A 19,906-nucleotide genomic window follows, 5' to 3' on the forward strand; every position below is an offset into this window, starting at 1 on the left:
TCAGCAGTCGGTCTGGAACGGATAGCAGTCGCGGGGCCTCGACGGCGACGGGGTCGGGTCCACCGTGGTGGAAGTGGTCTCCCGGCTGGGATGCGGATCGTCGCGCGCCACCGCCGTGGCGACGACGCCGAACACCACCAGCATGCCGATCAGGGCCACCGCGACGACGGCCCAGGTCGCGGCGTGCTGGCTGCGCGACGGCGGAAGCGGTGGTGGTGGGGTGCGCGGCGGTGGCGCGACGGGAACGGCGACTGGCATGTGCGAGTGCGGTGCGAGTTCGTCGAAGCCGTCGGCGATCAGTTCGGCTCGCGACGGCGCGGTCACGCCGAGCGCCGTGGCCGCCGAGATCACCTTGTCGGCGCTCCAACTGCGCGGTCCCGCCGCGAAACCCTCGATATATATTTGCAATTCGGTGGAGTCGGGCACGTTGGCGACGACGACGTCGATACCGGAGCGCAGGTTCGTCCGCGCGGGCCGCACCACAACGCCGCGCAACGGAACAAGCGCGACCACGCCGCACACGTGGCCCGGATCGAGCAGCGCCCGTTCGAGTTTGCTCTTGACCGCGTACACGCTCTGTTCCAGGCGTTCGGCCGGATTCGCGTTGCTCTCGTCGTCCAGCTCGGCGAGATTTTCGCTGATGGTCCACGGCTCGTCGGTCGACACGTGCAGAATGCCGCTCTGCCGCCGCCGGAAACCCCTGACCTCGGCCACCGTGATGCCGCGCGGAGTGATCAGCACCGCGTCGATCTGACGGGTTCCGTTGTCCCCCACGTGCGCATCGATCGCGGCGAGACCGGTCGTCGGAAAGGACCGCAGGCAGTCCACGAATTCCTGTTCGGCTCCGGAGAGCTGCGCTCCGGGCCTGATCTTCACCAGCATGTGCCTCGACCCCTGCTCAACCTGTTCGCCCTCGCGGCGCGGCCCGCCCACGGCCCCGGCGATCCGCACCGGTACTGATGATGCCGGTCCGCACCCGGGAAAACCACTGGAAAGGCGGAAAGCGCGGGTAGGCTCGGCTCTCGGTCCGGCGCCGGCGCCCGGACCCCAACCACGATGGCGCGGCGCACGGGGAGGCGCTCACCGCGCGGAAGGCGGGAAGCATGGTTTCGATGTCGCAACCACGGATCGCACCGGGACGGCTCAAGGAACTCGGTCCGGTGAATTGGGCTGTCTGGCAGGTGCTCTCGCGGGCCGCGGGCACTCCCGACGCGCATCTGTTCAGCACGCTCGGCCGCACCAAGGGACTGTTTCGCGGCTGGCTGCACTACTCCGGTCGCCTGATGCCGGGCGGGCGGCTGCCGAGGTACGAATCCGAGCTGGTCATCATTCGCGTCGCCCACCTGCGCAGCTGCGAGTACGAGATGGACCATCACATCCGGCTCGGCCGCCGCGCGGGCGTCACGCAGGAGATCCTGGAACGGCTGCGCAACGGACCGGCCGATCCCTACTGGAACGACAAGCACCGCGCGCTGCTCGAAGCGGTCGACCAGCTCGTCACGACCCGCGACATCGACGACACCACGTGGACCCGGCTGGCCGAGCACTACGACGAGCGCGGCCTCATCGAGATCGTGTTGCTGGTCAACCAGTACGAGGGATTGGCGTCGACCATCACCGCGCTGCGTATTCAACGCGACGGGATCTGAGCGCCTCGGGGCGATCCAGCGCACGGCCGACCCGACGCGACAGCTCCTCGCGCGCCCGACCATGCAGCGCACGGCCATCCCGGCGTGACGGGATCTGAGCGCTCACACGATCCAGCGTGCCCGGGTCGTCGGGTGCGTGGGCGGCGGTGAACTCGACGGCGCGGTGATGCGCGTCCGAACACGAGTGATCCAGCTCATAGTGCAGGCCCGTGGAAATTTCCCTACAAAGTACAGCGTACTAAGTAGAGAGTTTTACCGAGGAGGACGTATGCACATCACCGCTTCCGCCATTTCGCTCAACGTCGCGGACCCGCAGGCCTCGGCGAAGTTCGTCGTCGACCACCTCGGGTTCACCGAGAAGATGTCCGCCGACGGGTTCGTCTCGCTGGAGCGGCCCGACGCCGGAATGAACCTCATCTACCTGCGCACCGGGCTGAAGTCCTTCAAACCGGCGAGCGCGGCGGGCAGCGCGGGCGACGGGTTGCTCGTGGTGTTCGTGGTCGACGACATCGACGCGGAGTACGCGCGCCTCCAAGGCGAGGGCGTGCCGATCGTGACGCCCATCGAGACCGAGGAGTGGGGCGAGCGGTACTTCCAGATGTCCGACCCGAACGGGATCATTCTTCAGCTCGTGCAGTGGGTCTGACCCCGTTCGGGTAACTCCTCGCACACGTCGCACAGAGCCGACAACTCTGTGCGGCGTGTGACGGGCTCGGCCGCGACGCGGGAACACGACCCGCACGCGAGACAGGCTTTCGGCCACCAGCCTCGGTCGAGCGAGGACTGCGCGGTCCTCGGCTCAGCTGCGGGCCGAGCGATTCTCAGCTCGGGCGAAGCGCGGCGCGGAAGACCTCGACAGCCGGAGTCGCTGGGCGGTCCAGGAGTTTTCGCAGGTCGCCGGAGTCGACGTCGAGAATGCCCGAGGCGATGCCGGTGTCCGCGTCGGCCAGCGCCTCGGCGTACTGGGCGGGCAGTCCGGCCTGCACGAGCACAGCCGCGTAGTCCGCCTCGGCAAGGTTCTCGTAGCGCACCGGCTTACCCGCGGCCTCCGAGATCGCCTGCGCCAGTTCGTCATATGTGAGCCGTTCGTCACCGCCGAGCTCGTAGACGCGACCCTCGTGGCCGTCGGTGGTGAGCACGTGCGCGGCGGCCGCGGCGTAGTCGGCGCGGGCCGCACCGGCCACCCGCCCCGCACCCGCCGAGCCGTGCAGCACGCCGGACTCCACCGCGTGCGCGAGTCCGCCCAAGTAGTTCTCCCAGTACCAGCTGTTGCGCAGCAAGACGTAGGGCACGGCCGACTCGCTCAGCACCGCCTCGGTGCCGCGATGCTCCTGCGCAAGGATCAGCGGGTTCTCGGTGGCGCGGGGAATGCTGGTGTACGCGAGCAGCCGGAGACGCGCGCGTTCTGCCGCGCGAATCACGTTGGTGTGCTGGTCGATTCGCTTGCCGAACTCGTTGCCGGAGATCAGCAGCAGCCGGTCGACGCCCGCGAGCGCGCGGTCCAGCGCGGCGGCGTCGCCGTAGTCGGCCTCGCGCACGTCGACGCCGCGGTCGGCCAAGTCGGCCACCTTGCCCGGATCGCGCACGATCGCGACGGGCGAAACGCCCGCGCGCAACAGTTCTTCGACGACGAGCCTGCCCAGCTGTCCGCTTGCCCCGGCGACGGCAACGGTCATGATTCCTCCAAGTGCTGATTCTGCATGTACTAACTATTAGTAAGCACTATGCATTCCACAGCCACTGCGGTCAAGGCGCGTACTATCGACGCCATGGACACCCAGCGCATCTCGGCCGAGGCCGACGACCCGACGCTGGAAGCCGATGTCTTCGCACGAAACTGCACGTCGCGGCCGGTTTTGCAGACAGTGGCGAGCCGGTGGGGCATCCTCGCCCTAGTGGCGCTGCGGGAGGGGCCGTACCGCTTCAGCGCGCTGCGCAGACGGGTCGACGGTGTGAGCGAACGCATGCTCTCGCAGACCCTGCAGGCGCTGGAACGCGACGGCATGGTGCACCGCGAGGTGCAGGAGACCATCCCGCCGCGCGTCGAATACACCCTCACCGAACTCGGCGCCGAGGTGGCCGACCAGCTCGAGGGGCTCATTCAGGTGGTGGAGAAGAACATGCCGCGGGTCCGCGAGGCCCAGGCCGCCTACCACCGCGAGTGATCGGGAACGACCGCGCCCGCCGATCGGTTGCAGGTGACATGGAACTCTCCGAAGCCGTCGATTTCGCCCGCTCCGCTCGCCGTTCCGTGCTGACCACCATCCGCCGCAACGGCAGGCCCCAGCTGTCCAATGTGCTGCACGTCGTCGGCGACGACGACATCATCCGCATCTCCATCACCGCCGACCGCGCGAAATACCACAACCTGCGCCGCGACCCCTGGGCCGCGCTGCACGTCACCCGCGACGATTTCTTCGCCTACGCCGTCCTCGAAGGCACCGTCGAACTCACCCCCGTCGCCACCGACCCCGACGACCCCACCGTCGACGAACTCGTCGCCTACTACCGCGCCGCCTCCGGCGAACACCCCGACTGGTCCGACTACCGCCGCTCCATGGTCGAAGACCACCGCGTCATCGCCCGCTTCACCCCGGACCGCGCCTACGGCATGCTCTGAACCCGAGACCGGCGCGACTCCACCATCACGAACCCAGCCTCGTCCCCTCGATAGGGTGATGTATGGCCACGTTGGACTCGGACGAGGAGCTCGCCGCCGCCACCGTCGGCAAGCTGACGCCGTACGCCGTCGAGATCGTCATCGAGGACTACAACCCCGAATGGCCCGCCTGGTACGCCGAGGACGAAGCCGCGATACGAGCGGCGCTCGGTCCGCTCGCGTTGCGGATCGAGCACACCGGCTCGACCTCTGTGCCCGGGCTCTCGGCCAAACCGCTGATCGACATCCTGCTGGTCGTCCCAGACGCCGCCGATGAGGCCGCCTACGTTCCGGCCCTCGAAGCCACCGGCTACGCATTACGGATCCGGCAGCCGGACTGGTACCAGCATCGCTGTCTCGTCCGGCGAGTGGAGGACGGCGCGCAGTGGAGCGTGAATTTACATGTCTTCGACCAGGAATCGGGCGCACCCGAGATCGAACGCATCGTGGCCTTTCGCGACCGGCTCCGCACGCATGGCGACGACAAGGAGTACTACGAGCGAGTCAAACGGGAACTGGCCCGGCGTAACTGGAAGTTCGTCCAGCACTACGCGAATGCCAAGAGCGACGTCGTCGAGGAGATCCTCGGCCGAGCGCTTCCCGGTCGTACGTCACCGGGTGAGGAGTTGGGAGATGGGGAGGAAGGTGTAGCCGTCGGCGCGTAGTTCCTCGACTATGCGCGGGATGGCGGCGAGGGAGTCCGGGTTGCTCATGACGTGCAGCAGGATGATCGAACCCGGCCGCACCTGAGCGACGGTTTCGCTGACGATCTCGTCGGTGGTGGCGATCTTGCCGGAGTCCGGTTCGACGTCCCACATGACGGTGATGCGGTCGTGGTCGGCGAGGTATTCGGGCAGCGACCACAGTTTCTTGCCGTAGGGCGGGCGGAAGGTGATGGGTCCGCGATAGCCCGTCTTCGCGATCTCGGCGTCGGTGTCCTCGATTTCGGCGCGTACGGTCTCGTCGGAGACGAACACCATGCGGCGATGGTTGTAGGTGTGGTTGCCGATCTCGTGACCGGCGGCGGCGATCGCCCTACCGGCCTCGGGCCGGGCCGCGAGATCGCGCCCGTTCAGGTAGAACGTGGCCGGAATGCCCGCGTCCGCAAGGACTTTCAGCACTTCCGGCGCGTTGTCGGAGGGTCCGTCGTCGAGCGTCAGCGCGACCACTTTGTCCGCGGTGTCGACCCGATCGACCAGCCGCCCCGCCACCTGATAGGTGCGCGAGTTCATCAGGAAATAGGTGCCTGCCCCCAGCAGCACGACGAGGACCAGGGCGAGCGCGGTCCCGACCAGCAATCGGCGAAGCATCTTCGCTGTATACCAAAAACAATGGCGCCCGGCCCTTTCGGACCGAGCGCCACCGTTTCGCGCGGCTCAGAAGTTGATCATGTGGCCCGCGAGACCGTGGATGGCCTCCTGCAGCGCCTCGCTGAGCGTCGGGTGGGTGTGCACGTTGCGCGCGAGCTCGTTGACCGTGAGATCCCACTTCTGGGCCAGGGTCAGCTCGGGCAGCAGCTCCGAGACGTCGGGTCCGATCAGGTGGCCGCCGATCAGCTCGCCGTACTTGTTGTCGGAGATCAGCTTCACGAAACCGGTCGCGTCGCCGAGGCCGTGCGCCTTGCCGTTGGCGGTGAACGGGAAGGTCGCGACCTTCACGTCGTAGCCCTCGGCGCGCGCCTGCTCCTCGGTGAGACCGAAGCTGGCCACCTGCGGCTGGCAGAAGGTAGCGCGCGGCATCATGCGGTAGTCACCGAGGGTGACGGTCTCCGCGCCGCCGATGGTCTCGGCCGCGACCACGCCCTGCGCCTCCGCGACGTGCGCGAGCTGCAGCTTGCCGGTGACGTCACCGATGGCGTAGATGTGCGGCACGTTGGTGCGCATGTAGTCGTCGATGGCGATGGCGCCGCGTTCGATCTGCACGCCGGTGTTCTCCAGGCCGTAGCCCTCCACCCGCGGCGCGAAGCCGACGGCCTGCAGCACCTTGTCGACGGTGACGGTCTCCACCGCGCCGGACTTGTTGTCCTTGATCGAGACGGTGACCTTGGACCCGTCGTCGTCGATGGACTGCACGGCCGCACCGGTGGTGATGGTGATGCCGAGCTTCTTGTACGCCTTGGTGATCTCTTTGGAGACGTCGGCGTCCTCGTTGGGCAGCGCGCGGTCCAGGAACTCCACGATGCGCACGTCGACGCCGTAGTTCTTCAGGACGTAGCCGAACTCCATGCCGATCGCGCCCGCGCCGACGATGAGGACCGAACCGGGCAGATCCCGGGTCATGATCTGCTCTTCGTAGGTCACCACGTTGGCGCTCAGCTGGGTGCCGGGCAGCAGCTTGGTGACGGTGCCCGTCGCGATGATCACGTTGTCGAACGTGACCGTCTCGGTGCCGCCCTTGGACAGCTCGACCGACAGCGTGTTCGCGTCGACGAAGGTGCCCTTGCCGTCGAACTCGTCGATCTTGTTCTTCTTCATCAGGAAGTGGACGCCCTTGACCCGGCCGTCCGCCACCTTGCGGCTGCGGTCGAACGCCGCGCCGAAGTCGAAGCTCGCCTCACCGGTGATGCCGAAGGTCTTGGCCTCTTTGGTGAAAATGTGCGCGAGTTCGGCATTGCGCAGCAACGCCTTCGACGGGATGCAGCCCACGTTCAGGCACACACCGCCCCAGTATTTCTGCTCGACGATCGCTGTTCGCAGGCCGAGTTGAGCGGCGCGGATCGCGGCGACATAACCGCCGGGACCAGCGCCGAGAACGACGACATCGTAGTGGGAAGTCACGCCACCGAGCCTAACTCCGTTGCCGGGAGTTCACCCACCGTGGTCCCGGTTCGGTGAGATGCGGGGCACACGCGCCATCGTCGGGACCGGACGAGCGCCGCCACGGTCGCGCCGACCTGGGCGGAAGCGGCCTCACCCGCGCCGCCGGACGCAGATGGCCGAGCGGATGCGGAGGTATGCGCTATCCACGCAGGCGGACGCAGTCCGACCGAAGCCCGCGCACGGCCGGAGCCAATGCGGAGATACGCCTACCCTGGCGTCGTGACGAACGGCGGATCGAACGGTGACGACGGGGTCCGGCCGCTCGATCCGATCGACGGCACCACCTCGACGCATCTCGTTCGCCTGGTCCGTGATGTCGTTCGGCTATCGGACGTCGACCCGGCGCGGCTGGCCCGCATTCCCGCGATCGACGACGCCGCGCTGGCCGGTGAGCTCAACCGGATTCCGCTGCGCTCGCTGGTCGACCTGTGGGAATTGCTCGCGCGGGCGAGGCCGGAGCCGGGAGCCGGTCTGGCCGTGGCGCGGGCCGCCCCGCTCGGGACCCTGACCACCTGGGACTATCTCGTCACCACCGGTCCGACGCTGGCCGACGCGCTGCGGGCGGCCCAGCCCTATCACCGGGTGGTGACCGCCGCCGCCGAAGGCTTCGAGCTGGACCACCCCGGCGAACTCACCGTCGGCTACCGCACCACCGCGGGCGATCCCGACGTCGCCGCGGTGGTCAACGAGTACGTGCTGGCCTACTACCTGCGGCGCGCCCGCGAGGCGACCGGCCGACGCGTCGTTCCCGCCCGACTCACCTTCAGTCACGCCGCCCCGGCCACCCACGAGGTGTTGACCACCGCCTTCGGCACCGACCGCATCGAATTCGACGCACCCGCCGACACCATCACCTTCACCGCCGCCGACGCCGCCGCACCGCTCCCCCGCGCCGACCCGATGCTCGCCGACCTACTGCGCAACCACGCCGACCTGGTGCTCGCCACGGCCAAGCCGGTCCCCAGCCCCCTCGAAGTCTTCCGCACCGCCCTGGACGCCGCCCTCGACCAGGGCGAACCTTCCCTCGCCTCGGTGGCCCACCGCCTGGCCGTGAGCCCGCGCACCTTGCAACGCCAACTCGCCGAGCACGACACCGGATGGCGGCACGAGGTCGACCTGGCCCGCTACGAACGCGCGAAAAGGCTTCTCGGCCAAGGACTCACCACCGCGACCGTCGCCGACCGCCTCGGCTTCGCCGACGACCGGGCGTTGCGCAAGGCCTTCCGGCGCTGGACAGGCAGCTCCCCTTCGGCCCGTCGACACTCCTGACGCCGCCCAACTACCGGCGACGCGCACCGAGCAGTAGGGGGTGCCGCTTCAGCCGACGGGCGTACCGGGCGGTGGCGTGTTCGGACCGGTTGGTGGCGGCGGAGGACCTGGGAAGCCGTCCGAGGCGCTCATAGCGTGATCGGTGCCGGATGGAACAGTCCGGATCGTTCTCCGAGGAAGTGCGAAACAGATGACTGCACAGGCAATTTCGACCACCACATTGCCGGTCACGACGAGGGAGATTCACTTGGCGGCCCGGCCCGAGGGTGCGCCGACCCCGGCGAACTTCGAGCTGGTGACCCGGCCGATGCCGGAACTCGCCGAAGGGCAGATCCTGGTGCGAAACACCTGGATGTCGGTCGACCCGTACATGCGCGGGCGGATGGACGACCGCCCGTCCTATATCGCACCGTTCGAGGTCGGCGCGGCGTTGGAGGGGTCTGCGGTCGGCGAGGTGATCGCCTCACGGTCGGAGCGGATTCCAGTGGGCGCCACGGTGACCCACTTCGCGGGGTGGCGGGAACACTCGATCCTCGACGACGCACTCGCGACACCGATCGATACGTCGGCGGCCGAGCCCGAGCACTTCCTCGGCGCGCTCGGCACCACCGGGCTCACCGCGTACGCCGCGCTCACCGACGTGGCGCCGGTCCGGCCCGGCGACACCGTCTTCGTCTCGGCGGCGGCGGGCGCGGTGGGTAGCGTCGCCGGTCAGATCGCCAAGGCGCTGGGGGCGGGCCGGGTCATCGGCTCGGCGGGTGGCCCGGCGAAAACGGCTCTGCTACTGGAGGAGTTCGGTTTCGACGCCGCGATCGACTACCGCGCGGGCGACCTGGAAGGGCAGCTCGCCGCGGCCGCGCCGGAGGGCGTCGACGTCTATCTGGACAGCGTCGGCGGCGAGCACCTGCGCGTCGCGGTGGCTGCCATGCGGCCGAACGGCCGGGTCGCGCTGGTCGGCGCGATCAGCGGATACAACGGCGCGACCGGCGAGCAAGGCCCCGACCTGTATCTCGCTGCCACCAGGGAGGTTTCGCTGCGCGGCATGCTGGTGAGCAGCTACTTCCCGGTCTTCGGCGAGTACATCGCCAAGGCCGCCGCTTGGCTGGCCGACGGCACCCTGCGCACCAGGCAGACCGTGTACGAAGGCTTGGAGCAGGCGCCCGCCGCGTTCCTCGGCGTGCTGTCGGGCGCGAACACCGGCAAGATGCTCGTGCGCCTCGGCTGAATCAGTTTCGCCAGACCTGCTCGGCGACCCTGCGGAAGTTCTCGCCGAACACCGCGGCGCGCTCGTCTTCGGTGAACCCGCGCGCGGCCAGCTCGGCGTCCAGTCCGGGGCCGACGCCGATCCCGAGCAGGTCCTCAGGCGGAACCCATTGCAAAGGACCCCATTTGGTGTACGAATCGGAAAAGGCGCCCGGGTTGGCGAACAGCTCGGCGTTGAAATCCTCGCCGTCGAAGGAGTAGTCCGAGCCGATGCCGATGTGCTCCACACCGACGAGTTCGACGCCGTACTGGATGTGATCGGCCATGGCCGCGACGCGCCGGGCCCGATCGTCGGGTTCGTTGCGGCCCAAGAAGATGCCGACGCCGTTGACACCGATGACACCGCCGGTCTCGGCGCACGCCCTGGCCTGCTCGTCGGTGATATTGCGCGGGTGATCCCACAGTGCGGCGAAATTGGCGTGGCTGTAGATCATCGGCACGGCGGTGCGCGCGGCGAGGTCGAGCCCGGTGCGCCGCGAGCAGTGCGCGCCGTCGACGAACACGCCGACCTCGTTGAGTTTGCGCACCAAATCCTTTCCGTAGGGAGTGAGTCCGGTGTCCTCGGTGTCGAGGCAGCCGCAGCCCGCCGCGTTGACGTGGTTGTAGGTCGGCAGCAGCGAGCGCACGCCGAGTTCGTGGAACACCTCGACGTTGTCCAGATCGCCGCCGAGCGGCTCCGAGTCCTCCAGATCGAAGGCGAGCGCGATACGTTCCGGATCGCCGAGGTCCTCGAGACCGACAACCAGACGAAACCGTCCGTCCGCCAGCGCATCCCGGCGAAACTGCCGCACCAGCGCAAGCGAATCGGCGGTGCTCTGCCTGGAGTAGCCGACGTTCACCGACAGGTAGGAGCCCAGCGGGTACCTGGCCAGCTCCGTGATGTCGGCGGTGGGCAGCAGCGGCAGACAGCAGTGCTGTTCCCACAGGAAGGCGGCCAAGGTCGGACTCCTGTCTTTCGGTACGGAATTTCGATCTTAATGAGCGCGGGCAGCGACGAATTCGAGACACATCCGCGACACAACGGTGCCTAACGAATTGTCGGATCAGACCGATTTTCCGTGTGCTTCATCCCAACTGCCCCAAGGCGGTGCGACGTGCGTCGCTTCCTCGTCCTGATTTCCGCGCTTGCCGCCGGAATCGCACTCTTGATCATTCCCAACTCCGCCAACGCGACCCCCTCCTATTGCGGCTTGGTCTGGGGCTCGCTCGAGAAGACCGAGCCGAACCATTCGTCCGCGCCTGTCACGAACGTGCGCTCCGGTCGCCACCAGTGTTTCGACCGACTCGTCATCGACGTCGCCGGTCCGGTCACCGGCTACCGCGCGACCTACGTCGATTCGGTGAGCATGGACGCCTCCGGCGCGCCCGTGCCGCTGCGCGGCGGCGCGTTCCTGAGCGTGACGGTGCACGCTCCGGCCTACGACCACGCGGGCGATCTCACCTACGCCCCGGCCGATCGCGGCGAACTGGCGAGAGTCGCCGGCTATCGAACCTTCCGACAGGTCGCCTGGGCGGGCTCGTTCGAAGGTCAGACCACCTTGGGCGTCGGCGTGCGCGCGCGGCTGCCGTTCCGGGTGTTCACGCTGGACGGCCCCGGCGGCGGATCGCGAGTCGTACTCGACGTCGCACACTTCTGGTAACCGCGCACGCAGGGAGGACGCCGCTCAGCAACAATAGTTGACATGAGCGGCGTCGAGCAGAGTATGAACGATCCCTACCTGTGGTTGGAAGAGGTGACCGGCGATCGGCCACTGGAGTGGGCGCGCGCCCACAACGAGGTCGTCGGGGAGCGCTTCGCCTCGACCGAGCGGTTCACCGAGCTGGAACGCCGCATCCTCGACATGCTCGACACCGACACCAAGATCGCCTACCCGGGTCGGCGCGGGCGCTGGCTGTACAACTTCTGGCGCGACGCCGAGCACCCGCGCGGCCTGTGGCGGCGCACCACGTTCGCCGAGTACGCCAAGGAATCCCCGGACTGGGACGTGCTGATCGACCTGGACGCGCTGGCCGCCGTCGAAGGCGAGAACTGGGTGTGGGGCGGCGCCGCGGTGCTGCGGCCGGAACAGTCGCGCGCGCTCGTCAGCCTGTCCCGCGGCGGCGCCGACGCCAAGGTTGTTCGCGAATTCGACATCGAGCGAAAAGAATTCATCGAACAGTCGGACGGCGGTTACTTCCTGCCCGAGGCGAAATCGGAGATCCGCTGGATCGACGTCGACTCGGTGTACGTCGGCACCGATTTCGGACCGGGTTCGCTGACCGAATCCGGATACCCGCGCATCGCCAAGCGCTGGCGGCGCGGAACCGAACTCGTCGACGCCGAAACGGTTTTCGAGGGATCCGAGGAGGATGTCGCGGTCTCGGCGGGCTACGACCGCACCCCCGGCTACGAACGCCATTTCGTCGGCCGCGCCACCGATTTCTTCAACGAAGAGGTCTACCTCATCGAAGACGACGGCACGCTGCGCCACATCGACGTGCCGACCGACGCCAGCGAATCCTGGTACAAGGACTGGCTGCTGGTCCGCTTGAAGTCGCCGTGGGAGGTGGGCGGCGTGACCTATCCGGCAGGTGCGCTGCTGGCCACCGACTTCGAGAGCTTCCTCTCCGGCGCAAGAGATTTCGAGGCGCTGTTCACACCCGACGCGCACACCTCGCTGCACGGCTACGGCTGGACCGAGAACCACCTGCTGCTCATCACCCTCCAGGACGTGCAGACCAAGCTGCACGTGCTCACCCCCGGCCCCGACGGGTGGGCCGTCGAGCCGCTGGCCGACACGCCCCCGATGGCGACGACCAGCGTCATGAACCTGGACCCGCTGGAGGGCGGCGACGAGTTCATGCTCACCACTAGCGGTTTCACCACCCCCGCCACGCTGCTGGCCAGTGCGGTCGGCGGCAGCACCGAGCAGCTCAAGCAGGAACCCGCGTTCTTCGACGCCGACGGCGTGGAGACCGAGCAGTTCTTCGCCCGGTCCGACGACGGAACGATGGTGCCGTACTTCGTGATTCGGCACCGCGACCGCAAAGACGAGCCGGGCCCGACGGTCATGTCCGGCTACGGCGGTTTCGAGGTGTCCCGTACGCCCGCCTACAGCGGCGCGTCCGGTATGGGCTGGCTGGAGCGCGGCGGCACCTGGGTGATGACCAACATCCGCGGCGGCGGTGAGTACGGCCCGGAGTGGCACACCTCCGTGCAGAAGGCCAACCGCCACAAGGTGTACGAGGATTTCGCCGCCATCGCGAGGGATCTCGTCGACCGCGGCATCACCACCCCGCGGCAGCTCGGCGCGGTGGGCGGCAGCAACGGCGGTCTGCTGATGGGCGTGATGCTCACCAGGTACCCGGAGCTGTTCGGCGCCATCGTCTGCCAGGTCCCGCTGCTCGACATGAAGCGCTACCACCTGCTGCTGGCCGGCGCGTCGTGGATGGCGGAGTACGGCGACCCGGACAAGCCGGAGGAGTGGGAGTACATCGGCAAGTACTCGCCGTACCAGAACGCGCGCGCCGACGCCGACTACCCGCCCATCCTGCTCACCACCTCCACCCGCGACGACCGCGTCCATCCCGGGCACGCGCGCAAGATGGCGGCGCTGCTGGAGGAGCAGGGCCACACGTTCTGGTACCACGAGAACATCGAGGGCGGGCACGGCGGCGCCGCGGACAACAAGCAGATGGCGTTCCAGGCCGCGCTCATCTACGAGTTCTTCACCCAAATGCTCATGGAGAAGGGCGAATAGGACTCACGCGGTGGCGTGCTCGAGCTCGGCGAGCCCTGTCTCCAGGTGCCGGAGAATCCGCTGGAGGTGGGGCACGCTGCGGCGGCAGCCGACCACGCCGAAATCGAGGTTGCCCGCGTTGGACGTCACGGTGATGTTGAGCGCCTGGCCGTCCAGCACGATCGACATCGGGTAGTTGCCGTCCAGCCGCGCGCCGTTCCAGTACATCGGTTCGCGCGGCCCCGGCACGTTCGAGATGACGATGTTGAACGGCGGGCGCGTCACCGAGACGAAGCCGGGAACGGTGGACAGGCCGAGCGGCGCGATCATCAACGCCGACACCGCGAGTGCCTGCGTCTTGGGCATCTGCGCGAACAACCGCTTGCCTTCGCTCATGGACTCGCTGATCGTCCGCAGGCGCTCGACCGGGTCGGGCAGATGAGTGCCCAGGTTGCACAGGATGGTGCCGACGCTGTTGCCGCTCTCCTCGTCCCCGTCGTCGTGCCGCAGCGACACCGGGACCATCGCGATGAGCGACCGATCCGGCAGCGCGTCGTGCTCGAGCAGATAGCAGCGCAGCGCCGCCGAGCACATCGCGAGCACCACGTCGTTGACCGTGACGTCGGCCGCCGCCTTCACCGCCCTGATCCGCGCCAGCGGCCAGGACTGCGCGGCGCAGCGCCGCGCTCCCCCGATCCGCACGTTGAACATCGAGTCCGGCGCGTCGAACGGGAGGGCGAGCCGGTGTTCGGCGAGCGCCTGCTTGGCCAGCGCCAGGGTCGACGGTGCGATGCCGCCGATACCGCGCAGCGCGCTCACCGCGCGCCCGGCCAGCGACGGACCACCGCCGCGTCGGCCCGCGCCGGAGGAACTCCACGGCACCTGGACGTCGGTCGCGTTCGGGTCGGTGCTCAGCGTGCGCTGGAGCAACAGCTGCGCCGAGACACCGTCGATCAGCGCGTGGTGCACCTTGGTGTAGACCGCGAGCCGACCGTCGTCGAGACCCTCGATCAAACGCTGCTCCCACAGCGGGCGGTGCCGGTCGAGCAGACTGCTGTGCAGCCGGGAAGTCAGGTCGAGCAGTTCCCGCACCCGGCCCGGCGAGGGGAGCGCGGAGCGGCGCAGGTGATAGTCCAGGTCGACCTCGTCGTCGTAGGACCAGGTGAGGCTGGAGATGCCGCCGAGCACGGTGCCCGGACGTTTGCGGAACAGGCGCTTGCGCACCGGCATCGCGAGCATCTGTTCGTGGATGGTCCTGGCGAAATCGGGACCCGCGTCGTCCGGCGGCTGGAACAGCTGGAGCGAACCGACGTGCATCGGATGCTCCCGCGACTCGTTCACCAGGAAGATCGCGTCGGGTGGAGATATCAACTCGACCATGTGCCCGTCCCTTGCCGAACCCGAGTCGAAGAAATGTACCGCTTTCGTCCGCCGCCCTCGGCCGGATTCGGTCGCACCGCTGCGTGTTCGCGGTCATCGCGCGGCAAACGTCTACGCCGTAGATGTGATCTACATCGTAGATGGGAACGGTCGGCGTCTACCATGACCCGCATGCCCGCCATGTCCTCACCGGCTGTCCCGGTGCGTCGGTCCCCGGCGTGCATCGTCTCGCGGCAGGTTTCGCGGCGGCTGGTCGCCGGATGACGCCGCGCAAGCGCACACCGCCCACCCGCACCGCGCTGAACCGCGACTACATCGCGGCGGTCGCGCTGACGGTCATCGATGAGACCGGGCTCGACGGGTTCTCCATGCGCAAACTCGGCATCGCGCTCGGCGCCGACCCGATGGCGGCGTACCGGCATTTCACGGATCAGCAGGATCTGTTCGACGGGATCGCGGCGGCCATGTTCGCCGAGCTGGAGATGGAAACCCTACCGTGGCAGGAGGATTGGCGCGACCTGCTGCGCGCGTACGCCCGCAGGCTGCGTTCGACATCGCGCAGGCATCCGAACGCGGTGCCAGTCTTCGCCACCCGGCCGGTGCGCAGCCCCGCGGCTGCCGAGATCGGCAACTGGATGATCGAGCGGTTGCAGGGCACGGGATTCGAGCCCGACCACGCGCGGCAGCTGACCCGCTGCCTACACGACTACGTGATCGGGCACATTCTGAGCCAGGCCGTGGCAGCGGCGCGCGACGGCGATACGACACGGCGCGGACCGAAGTCCGATGCGCGCGAAGACGTCACACTCGCCGAAGGCGGCGAGTACTTCGAGATCGGCGTCGAGGCCATGCTGGACGGCTTCGCGGACCGGTTGGCGCGCAGCCGCTGAGGCGATCAGCGGTCGCGCAGCCACTTCTCGATGCGGTCGACGGTCGAATTCGGATCCGGGATCCAGCCGTTGTGCCCCAACCGTTCCGGCTGATGCCAGGTGGTCAGCTCGGCCGCGGGCATCTTGCCGAGCAGATGTTCGGCCGAGCCGCGCGGGGTGAGCTCGTCGCCCGCGATGGTGATCGACAGGACCGGCAGCTTCAGCCGGGCGATGCGCTCCTCGTAGTCGATATCGGCGCCGACCGGCACGAACCTGCCGGTGCGCGCCAGCCGCGCCCAGTCGGAGATGAGCACCTTCGACTGCGGTCCGAAGCCGCCGACGGTGATCCGGTCGCCGGGCCAGAAACCCGCGAGGCTCGCGGTCAACGAGGCGGCGGCGGTGCCGAACAGCATGCCGGGACTGAACAATCCGCGATAGCCGCGGTAGTACGGCGTGCCCGAGGCGACGAGGATCAGCCCGCCGAGCCTGCCGCGGACCCGCGCCGCGTACATGGCGGCGAGCTGACCGCCCATGCTGTGCCCGAGCAGGTACGGCGTGCTCGCCGGAAACCGGTCGCGCACCACTTGCAACATGGCGGGGAAGTCCACCGAGACCAGCTCGTGGTAGCCGTAGGTGCTGGTCGGGCTCGGCCGCGGGCGGCTGTCGCCGTTGCCGCGCAATTCGCCGATGGCGGCGTCGAATCCGCGCGCGGCGAATTGCTGGGCGACCAGTTCGTAGTACGCGCCCGGCACGCCGAGCCCGGGCACGATCACCACGACGGGGCGCGGCGCGTCGGGCGTCACCGGATGCCGGTGCTGACCCTCGGCCGGAATCAACCGCACCGGAATGGTGCTGCCGTCCGGCACCTGGATCGGAACTGTCTCCATGCTGCGCACGCTACCGCGCGGCGTCACGTACCGCCGCGTCGGCAGCCGACCACCCGGTCTGCTAGGCAGGGCCTATGCGCCGACCGCGCCCATGATCACCCGGCTCAGCACGCGGATCACGTCGTCCAGCGGCGGGCGCGGATCCGAGCCGCTCCACGAATCCACCACGTAGTTGACCGCGCCGATGATCGCCAGCACCCGCATTTCGTAGTCACCCGGCGGGATTTCGCCGTGCATGGCCGCGTCCTCCGCGGCGCTCGCCAGTAGCGAGCCCCACACGCGGCGTAGCTCCAGGCGGAATTTCTCCACCTTCGGCCCGGCGCCCACCACCTCGACGAGCGCGACGCGTGCCTTGCGCGGATCGGCGCCGATGGACTCGACGTAGGCGCGCACCGCGGCGTCGATGAGCTCCAGCGCGGACGCGTCGGTCTTCTTGTCGAGCGCGACGGTCACCGCTTCGCGCGACTCCTTGTCGATTTGCTCGTAGAGCTCGAGTAGGAGTGACTCGCGCCCGGTGAACTCCTCGTAGAACTGTCGTGAGGAGAGCCCGGCGTCTTTACAGATGGCGCCCACCGAACTATTGGCGTATCCGTCGCGCGCAAAGACCGTCAGGCCCGATTCCAGAAAACGCGCACGCCGCTGGCGTTGCCGGTCCTCTACGGGTTGCCCGGCATACATTCGTCCCGTATTCGCATCCTGTGACATTGGGGCAGACAATACCGAAGGGCCCGATCCCCTCGTCATGGATCGGGCCCTTCGTCTCAACCTTCGACCGACCGCGCGTTAGCCGAAAGTTGGCAGCCTGGTAGCTAGATCAAACATTCCTCCGATCCGACCATCGCAACTCCATTGTCACTGGCTGTTTGCCGACACGGACGATACCGAGCAATCCGCCGCGCCGGAAGGCTTTTGGAGGAATTTCGTAGAACTTTTTTCGAACGGACCGGTCCCAATCTTCACCCGGCGACGCCGCTGGTCGACAGCAGTTCCGGCAGTGCGGCCACGGAGTCGATCACGTGGTCCGGCGCGAGGTCCGAGGCGGCGAGCACGCCGGGCCGGAACTTTCCGGTGCGGACGAGCACACCCGTCATGCCGACCGCTTGCGCGGCCAGCACATCCGAATGCAGGTCGTCGCCGACCATCGCGATCTCGGCGGGCTCCAGACCCATGAGCTGCGCGCAGGTGCGAAACCCCGTCGGTGCGGGTTTGCCGATCACTTCGATCTCCGCGTTGCCCGCCGCCGAGAGACCAGGGAGATACGCGCCCGCGTCGATACGCAGGCCGTCGTCGGTGGCCCAGGTGAGGCCGCCCTGCATCGCGACGACCGGCACGCCGTCCAGCATCAGCTCGACCACCCTGCTGAGCGCGCGGTGCGTGAATTCCGTTCCCGCGCCGCCGATCACGACAACGTCGGGATCTTTCTCGACCAGTTCCAGTCCGGCGAGATCCGCTTCGATGTCGCCGTGATTCAACACCCAGACGCGGGCATCCGAATAGCGGCGCCGCAGGAATTCGGCGGTCAGCCTGGCCGCCGTGACGATTTCCGCCGTATCGATCTCGAATCCGGCCGACTTCAACCGACTGCCGATCTCGGCGCACGTACGCGATGTGGTGTTGGTGAGAAATGCTCGGCGCAAACCCTTTTCGCGCAATTCGCGCACGGCGTCGCGCGCTCCCTCGATAGCGCGCCAGGAGGTAACCAGCACGCCGTCGATGTCGTAGAGCACGCCCTCGATCTCGCCGCGTGACATGAATTCAGCCTACGACTGGAGTGGGTGGTATACCCGCGGAACGGGCGGACGGGTGCTGACGGCGGGACGACCGACACTTGAACTCGAGTCAGCGGATCGGGGCGGGGTCTGGGGCGGGTTCGATTGCGGCGGAGCGGGACAGGGCGAGGGTGGCGGTGATCATCGCGGCCAGGGCGAGGGCCAGCAGGACGACCTGGGGGCCGTCGACGTCGAAGTACTCGTTCAGCAGCAGGATGCCGAGGGCCGCGGCGACGACGGGTTCGGTCACCGTTGCGGCGGGCAGCGAAGCTTGCAGTGCCCCTGCCTGATAGGAGTCCTGCTGGAGGACCACCGCGGCGCCACCCACCACGACGAGGGCGTAGGTCTCCGCGGACCCGAACACCGAGGCGGGCCCTTCGCCGAGCAACGCGACCAGACCTTTGGTCAGCACCGCCGCGACGCCGAACAGCGCGCCCGCCGCGATGCCGAGCAACAGCGCCCGCCGCCCGCCCGGACGTCGTCGCGCACCGAGCAGGCAAGCCGCGAGAAGCGGTAGCCCGATCGCGGCCGTGAGCGCCCAATGCCAGCCTGCCGCATGCTGTTTCCCTTGCCGTGGATCGCCGACGACCAGTAGCACCACGATGGAGACGCTGAGCATCAAAGCCCACAACCATTCCGAGCGCCGAATCACGCGCCCGGCGAGCGTCGCCGCCAGCGGCAACGCGAACAGCAGCGAACTCACCAGAAGCGACTGCACCAGAAGCACCGATCCGCGACCGAGCGCCATCGCCTGGAAAACGTAACCGCCCGCGCCGACCGCCGTCCCGAGCCACCACAGCGGCCGACGCACCAGGCTGCCGATCGCGCCGAGACGCCCGAGATCCCCGTCCGGCACCCGCGCCGCCTCCCGCTGCCGCGACACCGCGCTGAACGCGATGCACAGCGCGGCGACCAGCGCGAATCCGATCGCATGCAGGTGCGCCATCACCGCAGACTACCGACGTCGGGCGCGGCGCCGGGCCGTTCGCACGTCGCTCTTTGCTGCACCGCGGACGGAAGCGAGCGTCGACGAGCAGCACCCCACGGCCCGCCGACACCGGTAGGTCGGCATCGTCACGACGACTACTTCGGCGCGGGCGCGTCCTCGGGGCGGGCCGCGTCGAAGGCGTCGGCACAGCGGGTCAGCAAATCGATGAGGGTGTCGCGTTCGGCGGCGGTGAACGCGGCGGCCACCGAACGCTCGACCCGGATCGCGCGGGCATCGGCGTCCTTCATCACCGACTCGCCCAGCTCGGTGAGGCGGGTCTCCAGGACGTTCTTGTGCCATGCGTGCGGGGTTCGCTCGATGAGACCGCGCTCCTGCAGGTTGCCGAGCACGGTGTTCATGGTCGGCGGGGTGACGCCGCAGAGTCGCGCCAAGGCCGCCGCCGAGATGCCTGGGTTCTCGGCGAGGAACAGCAGCGCGGAGTACTGGGCGACGGTGACCCCGGCGGGCTTCAGTGCGGCGTTCTTCGCCGTGGCCAGGGCCTGCTCCGCGCGCTTGACATAGGAGCCGATGCGTTCGGAGGCGGGCATAGGGGTCATGCCTGGCATGGTATCCGCTCGTCACATCGTTCGAGTCTTGACGAATATTAGAACTCTAATCTACGTTCGTTGACGTTC

21 protein-coding genes are annotated in these 19,906 nt (G+C 68.2%); 10 read left to right on the top strand and 11 right to left on the bottom strand.

The window, feature by feature from the left end; all coding sequences use genetic code 11:
- Nucleotides 1–951, bottom strand: coding sequence for a nuclease-related domain-containing protein (locus T333_RS00260; RefSeq protein ID WP_496423354.1), 951 nt, complete (start codon nt 949–951; stop codon nt 1–3).
- A 152-nt stretch (nt 952–1,103) separates the two neighbouring features.
- On the opposite strand from T333_RS00260, the gene T333_RS00265 reads away from it, so the two are divergent.
- The gene (locus tag T333_RS00265; RefSeq protein WP_354998744.1) at nt 1,104–1,649 is read left to right on the top strand and encodes a carboxymuconolactone decarboxylase family protein; all 546 of its coding nucleotides are present in this window, start codon (nt 1,104–1,106) and stop codon (nt 1,647–1,649) included.
- A gap of 268 nt (nt 1,650–1,917) precedes the next feature.
- Complete coding sequence (locus T333_RS00270) at nt 1,918–2,295, top strand: VOC family protein (RefSeq protein WP_354998743.1); 378 nt, start codon at nt 1,918–1,920, stop codon at nt 2,293–2,295.
- 175 nt (nt 2,296–2,470) lie between these two features.
- Here the strand turns inward: T333_RS00270 and T333_RS00275 are convergent, their stop codons facing one another.
- Nucleotides 2,471–3,325 carry an NmrA family NAD(P)-binding protein gene (locus T333_RS00275; RefSeq protein WP_496423355.1) on the bottom strand — a complete coding sequence of 285 codons (855 nt, stop codon included), beginning with the start codon at nt 3,323–3,325 and terminating at the stop codon, nt 2,471–2,473.
- A gap of 93 nt (nt 3,326–3,418) precedes the next feature.
- Between T333_RS00275 and T333_RS00280 the strand changes: the two genes are divergently transcribed.
- From T333_RS00280 to T333_RS00290, 3 genes are all read left to right on the top strand, one after another.
- Nucleotides 3,419–3,814, top strand: coding sequence for a winged helix-turn-helix transcriptional regulator (locus T333_RS00280; RefSeq protein WP_354998741.1), 396 nt, complete (start codon nt 3,419–3,421; stop codon nt 3,812–3,814).
- A 38-nt stretch (nt 3,815–3,852) separates the two neighbouring features.
- Nucleotides 3,853–4,269, top strand: a complete 417-nt coding sequence (locus T333_RS00285) for a PPOX class F420-dependent oxidoreductase (protein ID WP_354998740.1) — start codon at nt 3,853–3,855, stop codon at nt 4,267–4,269.
- A 62-nt stretch (nt 4,270–4,331) separates the two neighbouring features.
- Complete coding sequence (locus T333_RS00290) at nt 4,332–4,973, top strand: GrpB family protein (protein WP_496423356.1); 642 nt, start codon at nt 4,332–4,334, stop codon at nt 4,971–4,973.
- Here T333_RS00290 and T333_RS00295 read toward each other — a convergent pair.
- A complete protein-coding gene (locus T333_RS00295; protein ID WP_496423357.1) occupies nt 4,920–5,618 on the bottom strand; it encodes a polysaccharide deacetylase family protein in 699 nt (232 codons plus the stop codon). The two genes, T333_RS00290 and T333_RS00295, sit on opposite strands and share 54 nt — an antisense overlap.
- 66 nt (nt 5,619–5,684) lie before the next feature.
- On the bottom strand, nt 5,685–7,085 hold the full coding sequence (lpdA, locus tag T333_RS00300; RefSeq protein ID WP_354998737.1) for a dihydrolipoyl dehydrogenase: 1,401 nt from the start codon (nt 7,083–7,085) through the stop codon (nt 5,685–5,687).
- 261 nt (nt 7,086–7,346) lie between these two features.
- Between lpdA and T333_RS00305 the strand changes: the two genes are divergently transcribed.
- Nucleotides 7,347–8,396, top strand: a complete 1,050-nt coding sequence (locus T333_RS00305; RefSeq protein ID WP_496423358.1) for an AraC family transcriptional regulator — start codon at nt 7,347–7,349, stop codon at nt 8,394–8,396.
- A gap of 190 nt (nt 8,397–8,586) precedes the next feature.
- The gene (locus tag T333_RS00310) at nt 8,587–9,621 is read left to right on the top strand and encodes an NADP-dependent oxidoreductase (RefSeq protein WP_496423359.1); all 1,035 of its coding nucleotides are present in this window, start codon (nt 8,587–8,589) and stop codon (nt 9,619–9,621) included.
- Nucleotide 9,622: 1 nt separating this feature from the next.
- On the opposite strand, the gene T333_RS00315 is transcribed toward T333_RS00310, so the two are convergent.
- The gene (locus tag T333_RS00315; protein WP_496423360.1) at nt 9,623–10,597 is read right to left on the bottom strand and encodes a dipeptidase; all 975 of its coding nucleotides are present in this window, start codon (nt 10,595–10,597) and stop codon (nt 9,623–9,625) included.
- Between the two features lie 156 nt (nt 10,598–10,753).
- Here T333_RS00315 and T333_RS00320 point away from each other — a divergent pair, with 156 nt between their 5' ends.
- Together T333_RS00320 and T333_RS00325 are read left to right on the top strand one after the other, a co-directional pair.
- Nucleotides 10,754–11,299 carry an AMIN-like domain-containing (lipo)protein gene (locus T333_RS00320; protein ID WP_496423361.1) on the top strand — a complete coding sequence of 182 codons (546 nt, stop codon included), beginning with the start codon at nt 10,754–10,756 and terminating at the stop codon, nt 11,297–11,299.
- Nucleotides 11,300–11,341: 42 nt separating this feature from the next.
- Nucleotides 11,342–13,399, top strand: a complete 2,058-nt coding sequence (locus T333_RS00325) for a prolyl oligopeptidase family serine peptidase (protein ID WP_496423362.1) — start codon at nt 11,342–11,344, stop codon at nt 13,397–13,399.
- A 3-nt stretch (nt 13,400–13,402) separates the two neighbouring features.
- On the opposite strand, the gene T333_RS00330 is transcribed toward T333_RS00325, so the two are convergent.
- Complete coding sequence (locus T333_RS00330; RefSeq protein WP_357254408.1) at nt 13,403–14,758, bottom strand: WS/DGAT/MGAT family O-acyltransferase; 1,356 nt, start codon at nt 14,756–14,758, stop codon at nt 13,403–13,405.
- A gap of 140 nt (nt 14,759–14,898) precedes the next feature.
- Between T333_RS00330 and T333_RS00335 the strand changes: the two genes are divergently transcribed.
- Nucleotides 14,899–15,648: a TetR/AcrR family transcriptional regulator gene (locus T333_RS00335; RefSeq protein WP_496423363.1), complete on the top strand. Its 750-nt coding sequence runs from the start codon at nt 14,899–14,901 to the stop codon at nt 15,646–15,648.
- 5 nt (nt 15,649–15,653) lie between these two features.
- Here T333_RS00335 and T333_RS00340 read toward each other — a convergent pair whose 3' ends face one another.
- From T333_RS00340 to T333_RS00360, 5 genes are all read right to left on the bottom strand, one after another.
- Nucleotides 15,654–16,514, bottom strand: coding sequence for an alpha/beta hydrolase family protein (locus tag T333_RS00340; protein WP_357254412.1), 861 nt, complete (start codon nt 16,512–16,514; stop codon nt 15,654–15,656).
- Between the two features lie 72 nt (nt 16,515–16,586).
- A complete protein-coding gene (locus tag T333_RS00345) occupies nt 16,587–17,219 on the bottom strand; it encodes a TetR/AcrR family transcriptional regulator (RefSeq protein WP_357254414.1) in 633 nt (210 codons plus the stop codon).
- 251 nt (nt 17,220–17,470) lie between these two features.
- Entirely contained in the window at nt 17,471–18,265 is a 795-nt protein-coding gene (locus tag T333_RS00350) for an HAD-IIA family hydrolase (protein WP_496423364.1), read from the bottom strand.
- Nucleotides 18,266–18,353: 88 nt separating this feature from the next.
- Complete coding sequence (locus T333_RS00355; RefSeq protein ID WP_496423365.1) at nt 18,354–19,229, bottom strand: DMT family transporter; 876 nt, start codon at nt 19,227–19,229, stop codon at nt 18,354–18,356.
- A 137-nt stretch (nt 19,230–19,366) separates the two neighbouring features.
- Nucleotides 19,367–19,828 (bottom strand): MarR family winged helix-turn-helix transcriptional regulator, encoded by a 462-nt coding sequence (locus T333_RS00360; protein WP_354998727.1) that lies wholly within the window; start codon nt 19,826–19,828, stop codon nt 19,367–19,369.
- Between the last annotated feature and the right edge of the window lie 78 nt (nt 19,829–19,906).

This window comes from Nocardia sp. CNS-044 (assembly GCF_059570515.1).

Bases quoted from the DNA above. Each gene is read 5' to 3' on its own strand.
- T333_RS00265 (WP_354998744.1), top strand. From the start codon at position 1,104: ATGGTTTCGATGTCGCAACCACGGATCGCACCGGGACGGCTCAAGGAA.
- T333_RS00270 (WP_354998743.1), top strand. From the start codon at position 1,918: ATGCACATCACCGCTTCCGCCATTTCGCTCAACGTCGCGGACCCGCAG.
- T333_RS00275 (WP_496423355.1), bottom strand. From the start codon at position 3,325: ATGACCGTTGCCGTCGCCGGGGCAAGCGGACAGCTGGGCAGGCTCGTC.
- T333_RS00280 (WP_354998741.1), top strand. From the start codon at position 3,419: ATGGACACCCAGCGCATCTCGGCCGAGGCCGACGACCCGACGCTGGAA.
- T333_RS00285 (WP_354998740.1), top strand. From the start codon at position 3,853: ATGGAACTCTCCGAAGCCGTCGATTTCGCCCGCTCCGCTCGCCGTTCC.
- T333_RS00290 (WP_496423356.1), top strand. From the start codon at position 4,332: ATGGCCACGTTGGACTCGGACGAGGAGCTCGCCGCCGCCACCGTCGGC.
- T333_RS00295 (WP_496423357.1), bottom strand. From the start codon at position 5,618: ATGCTTCGCCGATTGCTGGTCGGGACCGCGCTCGCCCTGGTCCTCGTC.
- T333_RS00310 (WP_496423359.1), top strand. From the start codon at position 8,587: ATGACTGCACAGGCAATTTCGACCACCACATTGCCGGTCACGACGAGG.
- T333_RS00325 (WP_496423362.1), top strand. From the start codon at position 11,342: ATGAGCGGCGTCGAGCAGAGTATGAACGATCCCTACCTGTGGTTGGAA.
- T333_RS00330 (WP_357254408.1), bottom strand. From the start codon at position 14,758: ATGGTCGAGTTGATATCTCCACCCGACGCGATCTTCCTGGTGAACGAG.
- T333_RS00335 (WP_496423363.1), top strand. From the start codon at position 14,899: ATGGGAACGGTCGGCGTCTACCATGACCCGCATGCCCGCCATGTCCTC.
- T333_RS00340 (WP_357254412.1), bottom strand. From the start codon at position 16,514: ATGGAGACAGTTCCGATCCAGGTGCCGGACGGCAGCACCATTCCGGTG.
- T333_RS00345 (WP_357254414.1), bottom strand. From the start codon at position 17,219: ATGTCACAGGATGCGAATACGGGACGAATGTATGCCGGGCAACCCGTA.
- T333_RS00350 (WP_496423364.1), bottom strand. From the start codon at position 18,265: ATGTCACGCGGCGAGATCGAGGGCGTGCTCTACGACATCGACGGCGTG.
- T333_RS00355 (WP_496423365.1), bottom strand. From the start codon at position 19,229: ATGGCGCACCTGCATGCGATCGGATTCGCGCTGGTCGCCGCGCTGTGC.
- T333_RS00360 (WP_354998727.1), bottom strand. From the start codon at position 19,828: ATGACCCCTATGCCCGCCTCCGAACGCATCGGCTCCTATGTCAAGCGC.